15 protein-coding genes and 4 pseudogenes are annotated in these 14082 nt (G+C 68.3%); 14 read left to right on the top strand and 5 right to left on the bottom strand.

Going from position 1 to position 14082, the window contains the following annotated elements:
• Positions 1 to 41: 41 nt before the first annotated feature.
• Positions 42 to 446 (top strand): tautomerase family protein, encoded by a 405-nt coding sequence (locus SSOG_RS02255; protein WP_009712571.1) that lies wholly within the window; start codon positions 42 to 44, stop codon positions 444 to 446.
• Positions 447 to 508: 62 nt separating this feature from the next.
• On the top strand, positions 509 to 1192 hold the full coding sequence (locus SSOG_RS02250; protein WP_039940505.1) for a LysR family transcriptional regulator: 684 nt from the start codon (positions 509 to 511) through the stop codon (positions 1190 to 1192).
• 25 nt (positions 1193 to 1217) lie between these two features.
• Here the strand turns inward: SSOG_RS02250 and SSOG_RS02245 are convergent.
• Both SSOG_RS02245 and SSOG_RS46495 read right to left on the bottom strand, forming a co-directional pair.
• Positions 1218 to 2308 (bottom strand): annotated as a pseudogene (locus SSOG_RS02245) (integrase core domain-containing protein).
• A gap of 295 nt (positions 2309 to 2603) precedes the next feature.
• Positions 2604 to 2804 (bottom strand): amino acid synthesis family protein, encoded by a 201-nt coding sequence (locus SSOG_RS46495; protein ID WP_009712567.1) that lies wholly within the window; start codon positions 2802 to 2804, stop codon positions 2604 to 2606.
• Between the two features lie 330 nt (positions 2805 to 3134).
• Between SSOG_RS46495 and SSOG_RS55465 the strand changes: the two are divergent.
• The 12 genes and pseudogenes from SSOG_RS55465 to SSOG_RS58205 all read left to right on the top strand — a co-directional run.
• Positions 3135 to 3494: pseudogene (locus tag SSOG_RS55465) on the top strand (ester cyclase); the annotation flags it as partial.
• A 23-nt stretch (positions 3495 to 3517) separates the two neighbouring features.
• The gene (locus tag SSOG_RS58215) at positions 3518 to 3844 is read left to right on the top strand and encodes a flavin reductase family protein (RefSeq protein ID WP_425385456.1); all 327 of its coding nucleotides are present in this window, start codon (positions 3518 to 3520) and stop codon (positions 3842 to 3844) included.
• Entirely contained in the window at positions 3732 to 4070 is a 339-nt protein-coding gene (locus tag SSOG_RS58210; RefSeq protein WP_425385455.1) for a flavin reductase family protein, read from the top strand. Before SSOG_RS58215 ends, SSOG_RS58210 begins: the two co-directional genes overlap by 113 nt.
• A gap of 40 nt (positions 4071 to 4110) precedes the next feature.
• Positions 4111 to 5538, top strand: coding sequence for a purine-cytosine permease family protein (locus SSOG_RS02230; RefSeq protein WP_009712565.1), 1428 nt, complete (start codon positions 4111 to 4113; stop codon positions 5536 to 5538).
• A gap of 153 nt (positions 5539 to 5691) precedes the next feature.
• The gene (locus SSOG_RS55455) at positions 5692 to 6180 is read left to right on the top strand and encodes a hypothetical protein (RefSeq protein ID WP_245606198.1); all 489 of its coding nucleotides are present in this window, start codon (positions 5692 to 5694) and stop codon (positions 6178 to 6180) included.
• Positions 6069 to 7013, top strand: a complete 945-nt coding sequence (locus SSOG_RS02225; protein WP_245606197.1) for a type III glutamate--ammonia ligase — start codon at positions 6069 to 6071, stop codon at positions 7011 to 7013. The genes SSOG_RS55455 and SSOG_RS02225 overlap by 112 nt, the downstream gene beginning before the upstream one ends.
• Before the next feature lie 39 nt (positions 7014 to 7052).
• Positions 7053 to 7919: a class II glutamine amidotransferase gene (locus SSOG_RS02220; RefSeq protein WP_009712563.1), complete on the top strand. Its 867-nt coding sequence runs from the start codon at positions 7053 to 7055 to the stop codon at positions 7917 to 7919.
• Positions 7907 to 8581, top strand: coding sequence for a GltB/FmdC/FwdC-like GXGXG domain-containing protein (locus tag SSOG_RS02215; RefSeq protein WP_009712562.1), 675 nt, complete (start codon positions 7907 to 7909; stop codon positions 8579 to 8581). Before SSOG_RS02220 ends, SSOG_RS02215 begins: the two co-directional genes overlap by 13 nt.
• Positions 8582 to 8596: 15 nt before the next feature.
• The gene (locus SSOG_RS02210) at positions 8597 to 9916 is read left to right on the top strand and encodes an FMN-binding glutamate synthase family protein (protein WP_009712561.1); all 1320 of its coding nucleotides are present in this window, start codon (positions 8597 to 8599) and stop codon (positions 9914 to 9916) included.
• Complete coding sequence (locus SSOG_RS02205; RefSeq protein WP_009712560.1) at positions 9913 to 10992, top strand: FAD-dependent oxidoreductase; 1080 nt, start codon at positions 9913 to 9915, stop codon at positions 10990 to 10992. Before SSOG_RS02210 ends, SSOG_RS02205 begins: the two co-directional genes overlap by 4 nt.
• 9 nt (positions 10993 to 11001) lie before the next feature.
• Positions 11002 to 11625, top strand: a complete 624-nt coding sequence (locus SSOG_RS02200; RefSeq protein ID WP_009712559.1) for a helix-turn-helix domain-containing protein — start codon at positions 11002 to 11004, stop codon at positions 11623 to 11625.
• 404 nt (positions 11626 to 12029) lie between these two features.
• Positions 12030 to 13121, top strand: a pseudogene (locus tag SSOG_RS58205) (integrase core domain-containing protein).
• Between the two features lie 18 nt (positions 13122 to 13139).
• Here SSOG_RS58205 and SSOG_RS02190 read toward each other — a convergent pair.
• The 3 genes and pseudogenes from SSOG_RS02190 to SSOG_RS57815 form a co-directional block, all read right to left on the bottom strand.
• A complete protein-coding gene (locus SSOG_RS02190; protein ID WP_039936363.1) occupies positions 13140 to 13433 on the bottom strand; it encodes a hypothetical protein in 294 nt (97 codons plus the stop codon).
• Between the two features lie 6 nt (positions 13434 to 13439).
• Positions 13440 to 13868: a hypothetical protein gene (locus tag SSOG_RS52075; protein ID WP_009712556.1), complete on the bottom strand. Its 429-nt coding sequence runs from the start codon at positions 13866 to 13868 to the stop codon at positions 13440 to 13442.
• Between the two features lie 13 nt (positions 13869 to 13881).
• A pseudogene (locus SSOG_RS57815) lies at positions 13882 to 14082 on the bottom strand (IS630 family transposase); the annotation flags it as partial.

The following is a 14082-nucleotide window of genomic DNA, read 5'->3' as shown; positions in this document are numbered from 1 at the left end:
CCACAGCCCCTCCCGCACCACACCGGCAAGGAGCCACTGGCATGCCTTTGGTACGTATTGATCTCATCCGCGGGCGACGCCCCGACGAGCTGCGGGCGATCGCCGACGCGACGCACCGCGCGTTGGTGGACGTGCTGAACATTCCTGAGCGGGACAGATTCCAGATCGTCACCGAGCACGACGCCGACCATGTCATCGCCCTCGACGCCGGCCTCGGCTTCGACCGCAGCGACCGGCTCGTGATGATCCAGATCTTCACCCAGGAAGGGCGCACGACCGAGGTCAAGCAACACGTCTTCCGGGCCATCGCCGAGCAGTTGGAACCCCTCGGCATCGGTGGCGAGGACGTCTTCGTCTCCATCTTCGAGAACGGGTCCCAGGACTGGTCCTTCGGCTTCGGACGCGCCCAGTACACCGAGGGCCTCCTGCCCGTCCCCGGCCGCTGACAGCACCGGGCCCGGTCACGGCCCGCGGGTATGCTCCTGCCCCGGTTCATGTGGAGGTCGACATGGAGCTCTCCGACCTGCGGATCTTCCTGGCGGTCGCGCGCACGCGCGGGATCACCAGAGCCGCCCAGGAACTGCACACGGTGCAGTCCAACGTCAGCGCCCGGGTCCACGCGCTGGAAAAGGAGCTGGGCGCCCCGCTGTTCCGTCGGCACGCACGGGGCGTCGCCCTCACCCATGCGGGAGAGCAGCTGCTGCCGTACGCCGAGCGCATCAGCAGACTCGTCGATGAGGCACACCATGTGATCGGCGACGAGAGTGATCCGTGCGGGCCCCTGCGGATCGGATCCATGGAGAGCACCGCTGGCCTGCGGCTTCCGGCGGCGCTCGCGGCCTTCACCCAGGAATGCCCCCGCGTCGACCTCTCGCTGATCACCGGCCCGACCGAGCAACTCGTCCGCGACGTCCTGGAATACCGCCTCGACGGCGCACTGGTCAGCGACCCGGTGCGGCGCGCCGACCTGATGCAGACCCCGGTGTGCGAGGAGCGCCTCGTCCTCATCACCGCACGCCGGGTCACCGGCCTGGACGTCGTGCTGCGCGACCCTCGGATCCTCGTCTTTCGCACCGGCTGCTCCTACCGCAGACGCCTGGAGAGCATCCTGCACGCCCGGGGCGCCATGGGCGTGCGCTGCATGGAGTTCGGCACGCTGGACGGGATCCTCGGCTGCGTCGGAGCCGTGTAGGTGCCAAGAACTGCGTCCGTGCTGGTCACGCGGCGTGGCGGTACTCGTGCAGGAGGCCGCCGAGGTGATCGCGTCGATGGACGTGGAGATGGGTGAGCTGGTCGGGTTCCGTGATCGGTTCGGGTAGCGGGTGGAGTGGTGCGGCGCTTGCGAGAGTGCGGTGGGGTCTGTGCTCGTTGTAGAACGTCTCGTATTCGCGTAGCGCGTGGAGGAGGTGGGTCTGGTTACAGATGAGGGTGCGGTCGAGGAGTTCGGTTCGGCATGAGCGCACCCAGCGTTCCATGATCGCGTTCATGCGCGGTATGCGGACGCCGGTCTGGACGACTTTGACGCCTTCGGCTTGCAGGACGGTGTCGAAGGATGCCGGGTACCGTCCGTCTCGGTCCCGGATCAGGAACTTCGCATTGATGTTTGCGTCTTGGAGGTCCATGACCATGTTGCGGGCGTGCTGGGTGACCCAGGCGGCGGTGGGGTGTGCCGTCGCGCCGAGGATCCGCACGCGGCGGGTGGCGTGCTCGATCACCGCGAGGACGTACAGCGTCGCTCCGCTCAGGGTCTTGGTCTCGAAGAAGTCTGCGGCGAGGATTGCCTGGGCCTGGGAGCGCAGGAAGGCGGCCCAGGTGGTGTGGTCGCGCTCGGGTGCTGGGGCTATGCCGTGTTCCTTGAGGATGTTCCACACGGTGGCGGCGGCCACCTTGATCCCGAGGGAGGCGAGTTCGCCATGGATTCGCCGATAGCCCCAGCTGGGATTCTCCCGCGCGAGCCGTAGCACAAGAGCACGGACTGATCGTACGGTGCGGGGCCGTCCCGGCCGTTTGGGGCGGGAAGCCTTTGCGTGGCGGCGGGCAGCAGCTCCCGGTGCCACCGCAGCACCGTGTCAGGCGAGACGATCAGCGGTAGTTGACGAAGGCGTACCCGGGGGAGGCGATGTAGGAGGGCGGCCAGCAGTGCACGGTCTGGCCAGGTGAGCTTCTGTTTGTCGGTCTGCCGCTGTAGTACGGCAAGTTGGTGGCGTAACGTCAGGATCTCGGCGTCCTTGTCGCGGTCACTTATCGGCATGAGTCGTAACAGGGTGAACATGCTCGTCAAGGCCAGGTAGAGCAGTCGCAGCAGCACTCCACCAATGCTGGTGTGGGGGAGGGTGAGTCGGTAACGGGCGCGGTGGTTCCACTTCTGCCATGGTTGAGCGGCGGGCCGCTGCAGCATTCCGGCGTCGTGACCAGCACGGACGAGGTTTCTGGCACCTTCAACGTTCTCCGTGTTCTCAGCACCTACGCCGGACACTACAACGGACATCGACCGCATCAGGCCCGAGAGCAACTACCTCCCCTCGCCGACCACCACACTGCGCCGCTGACCGACCTGAAAACCCCAGGACGGCTGCTCCAGACCCGTGTCCTTGGTGGCCTGATCAATGAGTACAGGTATGCGGCATGACCAGCAGCGACGCGTTTCTGAACGGCACAAGGTCGGCGACGAAGCCGCGGCCGGCCCACGGGTTGCGGATCACCGCGGCGGCTGCGACCCGCTGCACCGGAGTGGCCACCGGACGCCCGAGCTCCAGCAGGACCTCGTCGACGACGGTCACCACTTTCCGCACGAGGCCGCTCATGCGGAAAGCCTCTGCATGGCCTGGTCCACGACCGCGAAGCACCTTGCGTCGTCCGTGACTTGGGGCCACTTGCAGGGCCGGTCGGCCGCTCCGAGGTTGTGGGATATCGAGAGCCGCATTCCGTGACCTTCCCTCTCTCACTGTGCCATGGCAGCGAGGCTAGGAGTCCGGATCGGGAGCGTCAAGGGTTAACCATCCGGAAACAAGTCTGACCTGTGCCTTTGATCGTCCTTGCAGGAATCGGCGAGCTTTGCTGAACGGGGTGTTGACACCGGACTACCCCCTCCCTACCGTCCTCTGCCATACAAGAGCTTCACTGATGGGACCGCAATGACCCACACTCTTGACCGCTCCGCCGGCCCCGCCGACCGCACCTCCCGGATCCGCTCCGCCTGGCGGGCCGCCTGGGACCAGGGGTACGTCGAGGCCCTGGACGACCTGCTCAGCCCCACCTATGTCCGCCGCCGTGGCCCCGCGTCCGTGACACAGGACCGTGACCAGCTCAAGGACTCGATCCTGGCCATGCGCGAGGCCTTCCCCGACCTGCGCACCCAGATCGAGGACATCGTCGAGGACGGCGACCGGCTGGCGATCCGCTGGCGCAGCACCGGCCGGCACACCGGCGCCTTCCTGGGGGTGCCGCCCACTGGCAAGCCGGTCGAGGTGTCGGGTGCGACCTTCGCCCGTTTCGACGGGCCGTCGGTCGCCGAGGAGTGGGTGACCTTCGATTCCCGGCAGCTGCTGGAGGCGCTCGGGATCATCACCACTGGTCATCAGACGGCGGTCGACGCCGACCTGGTGCGTGGAGTGCATCGCAAGTTCATCACGGCGTCACCGTGGTCACCACGGACGACGAGGGCACCCCGAAGGGGCTCGCGGTCAACGCCTTCTCCAGCATCTCGCTCGACCCGCCGATGGTGCTGGTTTGTGTCCAGCGCAGCTCCGCGACCCATCCCGCGCTGCACCGGGGGAGCCACTTGGGCATCAGCATCCTGGCCGCCGACCAGCTGGACGTCGAAGGTCTTCGCCTCCAAGGGTGAGGACAAGTTCGCGCAGGTCAGCTGGACGCCGGGCGACTTCGGGGCTCCGCTGATCGACGGCTCCTGCGCGCAGCTGGAGGTCGAGATCGGCGAGCGGCTCGAAGCCGGCAGTCACACCGTGTTCACCGGCCGGGTGGTCTCCGCCCGCTGCGACGACCTCGCCCCGCTGGTCTACAGCGGCGGCGGCTTCTTCGACATCTCGCACACGGCGCCGTTGCCGTGGTGACCCCCTCTTCGGAAAGAGTTTCGGAAAGCAGGAGCACCGCATGACAGAAGGAACACCGGCGCCGGTCTATGGCAGCGCGGTCACCAAGGTCGAGCCCTTCGGTGTCGAGCACATTCCCGACAACGAGCGTCACGGCAGGCCGAGTTCGCAGTTCTTCGTCTGGTTCGCGGCCGGTCTCAACTTCCCCATCATCCTGCTCGGCTTCAGCGCAGCCTGGTTCGGGCTGAGCTTCTCGGCCGCGGTCACCGCGATCGTCATCGGGGCGGCGCTCGGCTCGCTGCTGATGGCCGTGATGTCCCGGATGGGTGTACGACTCGGCGTGCCGCAGCAGATCCAGGCCCGCGGCCCGCTCGGCTTCTTCGGCAACTTCCTGCCCGTGGCATACATCAACGTCTTCGCCGGCGTCGGCTGGGCGGCGGTCACGGTCATCCTGGGCGGCAAGGCGTTCGCCGAGCTGACCCATCTGCCGTTCTGGCTGTGCGCCGGGGTGCTCACGGCGGCCGAGCTGGTGGTGTCGATCTACGGCTACAACATGATCAACTACCTCCAGAAGGTTCTGACCTACGTCCTCACCCCGCTGTTCCTGTTGATCACCGTGGTCGCGGTCGTGCGTGGCGGAAGCTTCTTCCATGCGGACCCGAAGGCGCCCGGCTACATCGGCTCCACGGGCGGCTGGATCACCTTCGGCGGCTGGTTCCTGTCCTTCCTGGTGGCCTGGGCGCCGTTCGCCTCGGACTACTCCCGCTATCTGCCGGATACCCCCGAGGTCGTCACCCGCACCGCCTGGTATACCGGCCTCGGCAACTTCGTCACCATCTGCTGGCTCGGCATCCTGGGCGTGGTCGTCGGCGGCAGCGCGACCAGCTCCGACTCGATCACCGCCCTGCACGAACTGGCGGGCCCCTTCGCGATCCCGGCGCTCCTCGCCGTTGGCCTGTCCGCCCTCGCGCAGAACTTCCTCAACGTCTACGGCGGCGCGATTTCCGTCCAGACGCTGAAGGTGCCGGTCAGCCGCTCCCAGGCGGTCACCGTGATCTGTCTGCTGGCCTACGCGATCAGCCTTTGGGGCGAGTCGGGCACGGAGGACAAGTTCAAGGTCTTCCTCAACCTCACCGCGTACTTCATCGCGCCCTTCGCGGCCATCCTGCTCCTCGACTTCTATCTCGGCGGCCGCTCCGACCCGTCGCGTATCTCCGAGCTCTACGACCGAAACCGGGTGCTGGACTGGGGCTTCGTCGCCTGGGCCGGAGGCGTGGCGGCCTCGGTGCCGTTCTGGCAGTCCAGCTTCTATACCGGGCCGTTCTCCAAGGCCTTCCCGGGGGCGGGCGACCTGAGCATGTTCGTCGCGGCCGGCGCGGGAGTGGTCCTGTATCTGCTGACGTACCGGCTGAAGCCGCTGTGGGTGCGGGGTCCCTCCGGGGGTTCGGTAGAGCTGACGTCCAGCGAGCCGTCCACTCTCGCTTCCTGACGGCCTATCAGGGTCGAGTTCCGCCTCTTCGGGGCGGTGGCCCGGCCCTTCGGCTTACCAGGACCTTCCATGGCGGAAATCCCCCCGTAATGCCAGGCGTGTCTACTCATATGCAACATTGATTCATGACAGTGGACACCCAAGGAGGGGCCCATGGCGACCGCCGCCCCCGATCTCGCCGAACTGGTCCGCGCCGACGGCATCGAGTTCGTCCTGGCCGTCTTCGTCGACCTGACCGGAAAACCCTGCGCCAAGCTCGTCCCGGCCCAGGCCGTCGAGGAACTCCGCGACGAGGGCGCCGGGTTCGCCGGATACGCGGCCGGCGCGCTCGGCCAGCGGCCCAGCGACCCCGACGTCATCGCCCGCCCCGACGCCCGCTCGTACACCCCCGTCCCCTTCGTCGATGATGGCGGTGGGGCGGCCGATGGTCGACGTCGCCTCGCCGTAGGCGCGGTCGATCGCGGCGATGTCGTGCCCGTCGACCTCGCCGGCTGCTGGAACGGGCCGCGGGCCAAGGGCTGTCCCTCTCCGTGGGCGCCGAGGTCGAGTACTTCCTCGTCAACCGGGACGAGCACGGCGTGCTCAGCGTCGCCGACACCAAGGACACAGCGGCCCAACCCTGTTACGGTGCCCACGGGTTGACCCGTATGTACGACCACCTCACCGCGGTCTCCGGTGCGATGAACTCCCTCGGCTGGGGCAACTACGCCAACGACCACGAGGACGGCAACGGCCAGTTCGAGCAGAACTTCAAGCACGCCGACGCCCTCACCACCGCCGACCGGGTCATCACTCTGCGCTACCTGGTCTCCGTGCTGGCCGAACAGCGGGACATGACCGCCACGTTCATGCCGAAGCCGTTCACCGACCGCACCGGTACCGGCATGCACCTGCACATGTCGCTGTGGCGGGGCGAGGAGCCCACCTTTCTCGACGGCACGGACGAGCGTGGCCTCGGCCTCTCGCCGCTCGCCTACTCCTTCGTCGCCGGGATCGTCGAGCACGCGCGGGGACTGCAGGCCGTCATCGCGCCGACCGTCAACTCCTACAAGCGCACCGGCGCGGTCTCCACCCGCTCGGGTGCCACCTGGTCGCCACGGATCGCGGGCTACGGGGGCAACGACCGCACCCACTTCGTCCGCGTCCCCGACGGCAACCGCGTCGAGCTGCGCGGCGGAGACGGCGCCGCCAATCCCTACCTCGCCGTTGCCGTCGCCCTCGCCGCCGGTCTCGACGGCATCGAGCGCGGCCTGGACCCGGGTGAGCCCAGCGCTGGGGGCAAGGGCCCGGAACTCCCGCCGACGCTGCTGCACGCCGTCGAGGCACTCCAGGCGGACGAGGTGATCAGCGGCGCCCTGGACGCGGCCGGTCCGGGGGTGAGCCGGTACTTTGCCGACCTCAAGCGCGAGGAATTCTTCGACTGGCACGCCACGGTCGGCCCCTGGGAGCTCGACCGTTATCTGACCGCCTTCTGACCGCCCCCGTCTTCCGACCGCATTCCGAAGGGACTTGAGATGTGCGGAATCGTGGGGCTCCATCTGCGTGAGCCCTCACTTGAACCCCGGCTCGGCGAGCTGCTGGCCGCGATGCTCGGCCAGGTCGTCGAGCGCGGCCCCGACTCGGCGGGTGTCGCGGTCTACGGCGACCCCCGGCTGTCCCCGCCGGGACGCGAGGTCGTCTCGCTGCTCGGGGGCACGCCCGCCGAGGCGGAGGCCGCGCTGCCGGGCGCCGTCGCCGTCCAGGCCGACGCGACGACGGTCGTGCACGCGGACACGGACTTGCTCGCCGCGGTGGCCGATGCGCTGCCGCACGCCACAGTCATCGGGTCCGGTATGGATATGGCTGTGCTCAAAGGCACTGGAAATCCGGTGGAGTTGGCGCAGTCCTTCGGACTCGCGTCCGTCACCGGCTGGCAGGGCGTCGGACACACCCGCATGGCCACCGAGTCCGCCGTCACCCCCGAAGGCGCCCACCCCTTCTCTGTCGGCCCCGGTCAGTGCCTCGTGCACAACGGCTCCTTCGCCAACCACGCCACCATCCGCCGCGAACTGCGCGCCCAGGGCGTCAGGTTCGACAGCGAGAACGACTCCGAGGTCGGCGCCCGCTTCATCGCCCACCAGCTGGAACAGGGCGCCGACCTGGAGAAGGCGCTGCGGCTGCTGTGCGAGCGGTTCGACGGCTTCTACACGCTGCTGGTGTCCACCAGCGACTCCTTCGCAGTCGTCCGCGACGCCATCGCCTGTAAGCCGGCCCTGGTCGCCGAGACCGACGCATGGGTGGCGATGGCCTCCGAGTACCGGGCGCTGGACGTCCTCCCGGGCATCGAGAACTCCCGCATCTTCGAACCCGAACCGGAAGAGGTGTACGTATGGCGACGCTGATCGACCTGGTCCAAACGCCGGTACGGGAGCTCAATCAGGCCCTCCACGCGCCCGAGGCCACGTCCTGGCGGATCCTCAACCCCCGCGGCGCACACGCCGTGGCCTGCGGCATCCGGGAGGATCTCGCCGTCGACATCGAGGGCCACGTCGGCTACTACTGCGCCGGCATGAACCAGCGCGCCACGGTCACCGTCCACGGCAACGCCGGCACCGGAGTCGGCGAGAACATGATGTCCGGCACGGTGCGCGTGCACGGCAACGCCTCCCAGTCGGCCGGGGCCACCGCCCGCGGGGGACTGCTCGTGATCGACGGGGACGCCTCCGCGCGGTGCGGTATCTCGATGAAAGGCGTGGACATCGTCGTCGGCGGAAACGTCGGCCACATGAGTGCGTTCATGGGGCAGGCCGGGCGCCTGGTGGTATGCGGCGACGCGGGTGACGCGCTCGGGGACTCGTTGTACGAGGCGCGCATCTACGTGCGCGGCACGGTGAAGTCCCTTGGCGCGGACTGCGTGGAGAAGGAGATGTGGCCCGAACACCTCGCCGAGCTCGCCGAGCTGCTGAAGGCGGCCGAGCGGGACGAGGACCCGGCGGACTTCCGCCGCTACGGCTCGGCGCGGGAGCTGTACCACTTCAAGGTCGACAACACGACGGTGTACTGAGGGAGTTCGACGCACATGGAACCCGCATCCCACGGCCTGCGCGAGTCGGCGACCTTCGACCGCGCCACCATCCACGCCATCCAGCGTGCCGCCGAGACCGGCACCTACGACATCCGCGGGTGGGGCGCCAAGCGCAAACTCCCGCACTTCGACGACCTGTTGCTGCTGGGCGCCTCCATGTCCCGCTACCCGCTGGAGGGTTACCGCGAGCGCTGCGACACCGACGTGGTCCTCGGTGCCCGGCACGCCAAGCATCCCCTGTGCCTCGCCACCCCCGTCACCATCGCCGGCATGAGCTTCGGCGCCCTCTCCGCCCAGGCCAAGGAGGCGCTCGGCCGTGGTGCCAGTGAGGTCGGTACGTCCACGACCACCGGTGACGGCGGTATGACCCCCGAGGAGCGCGGGCACTCCAAGCACATCGTCTACCAGTACCTGCCGTCACGTTACGGAATGAACCCCGACGACCTGCGGGCCGCCGACGCCATCGAGGTGGTCCTCGGCCAGGGCGCCAAGCCCGGCGGCGGAGGCATGCTGCTCGGGCAGAAGATCACCGAACGGGTCGCTGGGATGCGTACGCTGCCCATCGGCATCGACCAGCGCAGCGCCTGCCGCCATCCGGACTGGACCGGCCCGGACGACCTCGCCATCAAGATCCTTGAACTGCGCGAGATCACGGACTGGGAGAAGCCGATCTATGTGAAGGTCGGCGCGACCCGGACCTACTATGACGTCAAGCTGGCCGTGCACGCGGGCGCCGATGTCGTGGTCGTCGACGGCATGCAGGGCGGCACGGCCGCCACCCAGGACGTCTTCGTCGAGCACGTCGGCATCCCCACCCTGGCCGCCCTGCCCCAGGCCGTGCGGGCGCTGCAGGAGCTGGGCGTGCACCGTGAGGTCCAGCTGGTCGTCTCCGGCGGCATCCGGGGCGGCGCCGACATGGCCAAGGCCCTCGCCCTCGGCGCGGACGCGGTCGCCATCGGCACGGCCGCGCTGATCGCGCTCGGCGACAACCACCCCAAGTACGACGCCCAGTACCGCGAACTCGGCTCCGCGGCAGGCTACTTCGACGACTACCAGGACGGCCGCGACCCGGCTGGCATCTCCACCCAGGACGAGGAGCTCGCCGCCCGCCTGGACCCCGTCGAGGCCGGTCGCCGGCTTGCGAACTTCCTCCGTGTGATGACCATGGAGGCCCAGACCCTCGCCCGTGCCTGCGGCAAGGCCCACCTCCTGCATCTCGAGCCCGAGGACCTGGTTGCCCTTACCATCGAATCCGCCGCCATGGCCCGCGTCCCGCTCGCGGGTACGAACTGGATCCCCGGGGAGGGCCTGTGATCGCCGTCGTCGGCGCGGGGCTGATGGGGGCGGCCACCGCATGGCAACTCGCCCGGCGGGGCCACGAGGTCGCACTCGTCGAGGCGTACGACATCGGACACACTCACGGCAGTTCGCACGGCAGCTCGCGGATCTTCCGGCGGGCGTACGCCGACCCGCTGTATGTGGGGCTGACCGGCCGGGCGTACGAGCAGTGGCGCGAGCTGGAGGAGGACGACTCAACTCCCCTGCTGCGCACCACCGGTGGCCTCGACCTGGGGGAGGGGCGCGATCCGGAGGCACTTGCCGGGGTGCTGGGCGCGGCAGGAGTGCCGTACGAACTCCTGGGCGCCGAGGCCGCGTCGGAGCGCTGGCCGTACGTCCGCTTCGACGGGCCGGTGCTGTATCACCCGGACGCAGGCGTGATCGATGCCGACCAGACGGTCGCGGCGTGTGTGCGCCGGGCCGTCGAGCACGGGGCGGACGCGTGGACCGGCGTCCGGGTCACGGGCTTCGACGTGGGGGAGAAGGCCGTGCTGCGCACGGACGACGGCCGTGAACTCACCGCCGACACGGTGGTGATCGCGGCCGGGCTGCCCGAACTCGAACTGCCCGTCCCCCTACCGCCATTGACGGTGACCCAGCAGCAGGTCTTCCACTTCCGGCAGCGGGACCCGTCCGTCGTGTGGCCGACCCTGGTCTTCAAGGACGAGACGACGCAGACGTACGGCCTGCCCTCCGGCAGCGACGGCGGTCCGCTGCCCGCGATGAAGGTCGCCGAACACGACCGCGGCACCCCCACCACGGCCACCACCCGCACCGGCGTCGTCGACGCTTCCTCGCGCACCAGGGTGAGCGAGTTCGTCCGCGACCGGCTCCCGGGCCTCGCGCCCGACCCGGTCGCCGAGGCGACCTGTCTCTACACCACCACCCCGGACGAGGACTTCGTCCTCGACCGGCACGGCCCCCTCGTCATCGTCTCCGCCTGCTCCGGCCAGGGCGCCAAGTTCACCCCCCTCATCGGCGCGATGGCCGCCGACCTCGCCACCGGCCGCGCCGAGCCCCACCCCCGCTTCCGTCTGGGGCGCACGGCATAGGATGCGCCGGTGACCGAGCACGCCACCCCCGCCGAGGAATCCGACAACCCCGACGACAAGGCCCTGGAGCGCGTCATCGCGGTCCGGGCCCGTGAGTACCGCCAGGCGGCCGGGCTCTCCGTCGGCGAGATGGCGCAGCGGGTCGGCATCTCCAAGGCCATGCTGTCGAAGATCGAGAACGCCCAGACCGCGTGCAGCCTCACCACCCTCTCCCGGCTCGCACGCGGTCTCGACGTCCCGGTCACCGCCCTGTTCCGCGGTATGGACGACGAACGCGAGGCGGTCTTTGTCCCCGCCGGACACGGCGCCCGCATCGTCCGACGGGGCACCAAGGTCGGCCACGAGTACGACCAGCTCGGCTCGCTCCGGGGCGCCCACAAACGCATGGACGCCCTGCTGGTCACCCTCACCGAGGAGAGCGAGGTCTTCCCGCTCTTCCAGCACGCCGGCACGGAGATCATTTACATGCTGGAGGGCGAGATGGTTTACGGCCACGGAAAGTCCAGCTACACCCTGCGCCCCGGCGACGCCCTCCAGTTCGACGGCGAGGCCCCGCACGGCCCGGAGATCCTGCTCGAACTGCCCATCCGCTTCCTCACCGTGACGGCCTTCGGGGACAGCCCGCATCACTGAGCCCGTGGCGCCGACTGGGATCGGCGGCGCCGGAATCCTCGGTGACATGACCGATTACCTCGGCATGAGCGGTGTCATGAAGGACGACCCGAAGTTGGTCATACCGCCCTCGATCTTCGCCACCCTTCAGGCTCTCTTCGCGACTTGACCGCCGCATCTCCGACGCCCCGACGGCGTCGATGGACTGCTCTGCGGCGGCGCAGGGGCGGTTTCCCTGACCGCCGACCACCGGCTCGGGCGTCCTGGAGGTGACCGGCGGGTGTGCGCCGCACACGTGGAACAACCATCCCGTCGAGGGCCCTGACGTGAAGGGTGCCTTTATTGCCGTATGGTGGCTGACCTGGAGCTTTGCGATCGCTCAGGTGTGGGCATGATCAGTGATCGCGGGTGTGCGACTGCTCTACCTGATCTTCTGCCGACTACTGGGCTGCTTCCTTTTGCTGGGTCGATCGACCGCCACGAACAACGCCGAGATCCTTGCCCTTCGTCATGAGGTCGCTGTGCTTCGTCGGCAGGTCCAGCGGCCGCGGCTCGCATGGGCCGATCGTGCCGTGCTCTCCGCTCTCGCACGGCACCTGCCACCCGCCTTACGTCGCCATCGACTGGTCACCCCGGGCACTCTGCTGACCTGGCACCGCCATCTGGTGCGGTGGAAGTGGCGCCAAACACCGGTCAGGCCCGGTCGGCCACCGTTGCAGGAAGAGACAGTTGCGCTCATCCAGCGCCTGGCGAGAGAGAACCCGACCTGGGGGTATGTCAGGATCCAAGGTGAGTTGCGTCGGCTTGGTCATCGGGTCGCCGCTGCGACTATCCGACGCGTTCTGCGCAGCTCCGGTCTACCGCCCGCACTGCAGTGAGCAAGCCAGCAGACCTGGCGTTTCTTCCTCCGTTCACAGGCTCACACGCTGCTCGCTTGCGATTTCATGCACGTAGAGACCGTCTTCCTCAAGCGTCTCTATGTCTTCTTCGTCATGGAGATCGCCACGCGGCGCGTTCACGTCCTGGGTGTCACCGCCCACCCGACCGGCGTATGGGTCACCCAACTTGCTCGCAATCTGCTCATGGACCTCGGCGACAGAGCTGGGTGCTTCCGGTTCCTCATCCGTGACCGGGACAGCAAGTTCACCGCCGCGTTCGACGCTGTCTTCGCCGGCAATGGCACAGCCGTCATCCCGACCCCGCCGCAAAGCCCCCGGTCAAACGCGTTCGCGGAACGATGGATACGCACAGCCCGTGCCGAATGCACCGACCGACTCCTCATCACCGGCGAACGACACCTTCGTGCCGTCCTCACCACGTACGCCGAGCACTACAACACCGGACGGGCCCACCGCAGCCTCGACCTACGAGCCCCAGACGACCACCCGAACGGCATCCCTCTACCCGCCGCCACGGTCAGATGCCGCCAGATACTAGGCGGACTGCTCAACGAATACCACACCATGCCACCCCGGCTGCCTCACCATCCACAGGAAACACCCAGCTCAGCAGCCTGATCGGAATATTGACACCCTTCAGGCATGGCGGCGCACGATGAGGGTGCGGTGCCAACGCAGCACCGTGTCTGGGCGTATAAGCAGCCGTAATCTTCGCAGGACGTGAAGTGGTAGCCGGTGCAGCAGCGCCGCCAGGAATGCCTGATCGCTGGGCGTGGACCGGGCCTTGCCCTTGCCGAGTTGACGTTCCAAAAGGGTGACCTGGTGGCGCAGCGCGAGGATCTCCGCGCACTTGTCCCGGTCGGACATCGGCAGCAGGCGAAGCATCGCGAAGGCGTTCGTCACGCCGAGGTAAGCCAGTCGCAGCAGCACGGTTGATCATCTTGCCGCGGAGACCGCCAGCCTCGTGAGAGCGCCTGTTTTGGCGACTTCGCCGGCCGACCTCCGGTACACCGCGCGCACCACCTCCCACCAGGGCGGATGACATTTTCGGCAAGCGCTGAGGATCTCGGCTGTGGCTTGTTCGACGGAGGCGGCGAGTACTTCGACGTTGAGCTTGCGGTGCGGGACGTGAGCGAGTTTGTCGCGCAGTGCGATGGGGCCGCTGTATGCCTGTGTCACAGTGCCGTGAGATGCCTGTTTGAGCATTTCGCCGAAGGTGAGCATGCAATAGGCCAGGGCGAGGAGCCGCTGGTCGCCGGATTTCGGTGTTCCGTCGCGGACGATTGAGCGGGCCTGGTCAAGCGCTGCCGTTGCATCGGTCAGGCGCAGCAGCTCCTGGTGCTCCCGGTCCGTGCGTGCGGTCACGCCGCCCCGCGCAGCAGAACTCCAGGAACCTGGTCCGCTTCTTCTTCGGCTTGATGTGGCCGTAGAGCTTGTCCTTGCCCAGGTCGTAAGCGGCGAAGAGGTGCCTGACTCCATGTGGGCGGGTGTAGGTCGCCCGCCGGCGGGGCCTCGGGTCCCGGGCGGGGTCCTTGTGCCGTCCGCCGCGCTCGGCCCACTGCCGCCCGGGGTGGGGCTG

The organism is Streptomyces himastatinicus ATCC 53653 (assembly GCF_000158915.1).
GTDB lineage: Bacteria > Actinomycetota > Actinomycetes > Streptomycetales > Streptomycetaceae > Streptomyces > Streptomyces himastatinicus.
This window is presented reverse-complemented; position numbering and strand designations above follow the sequence as displayed.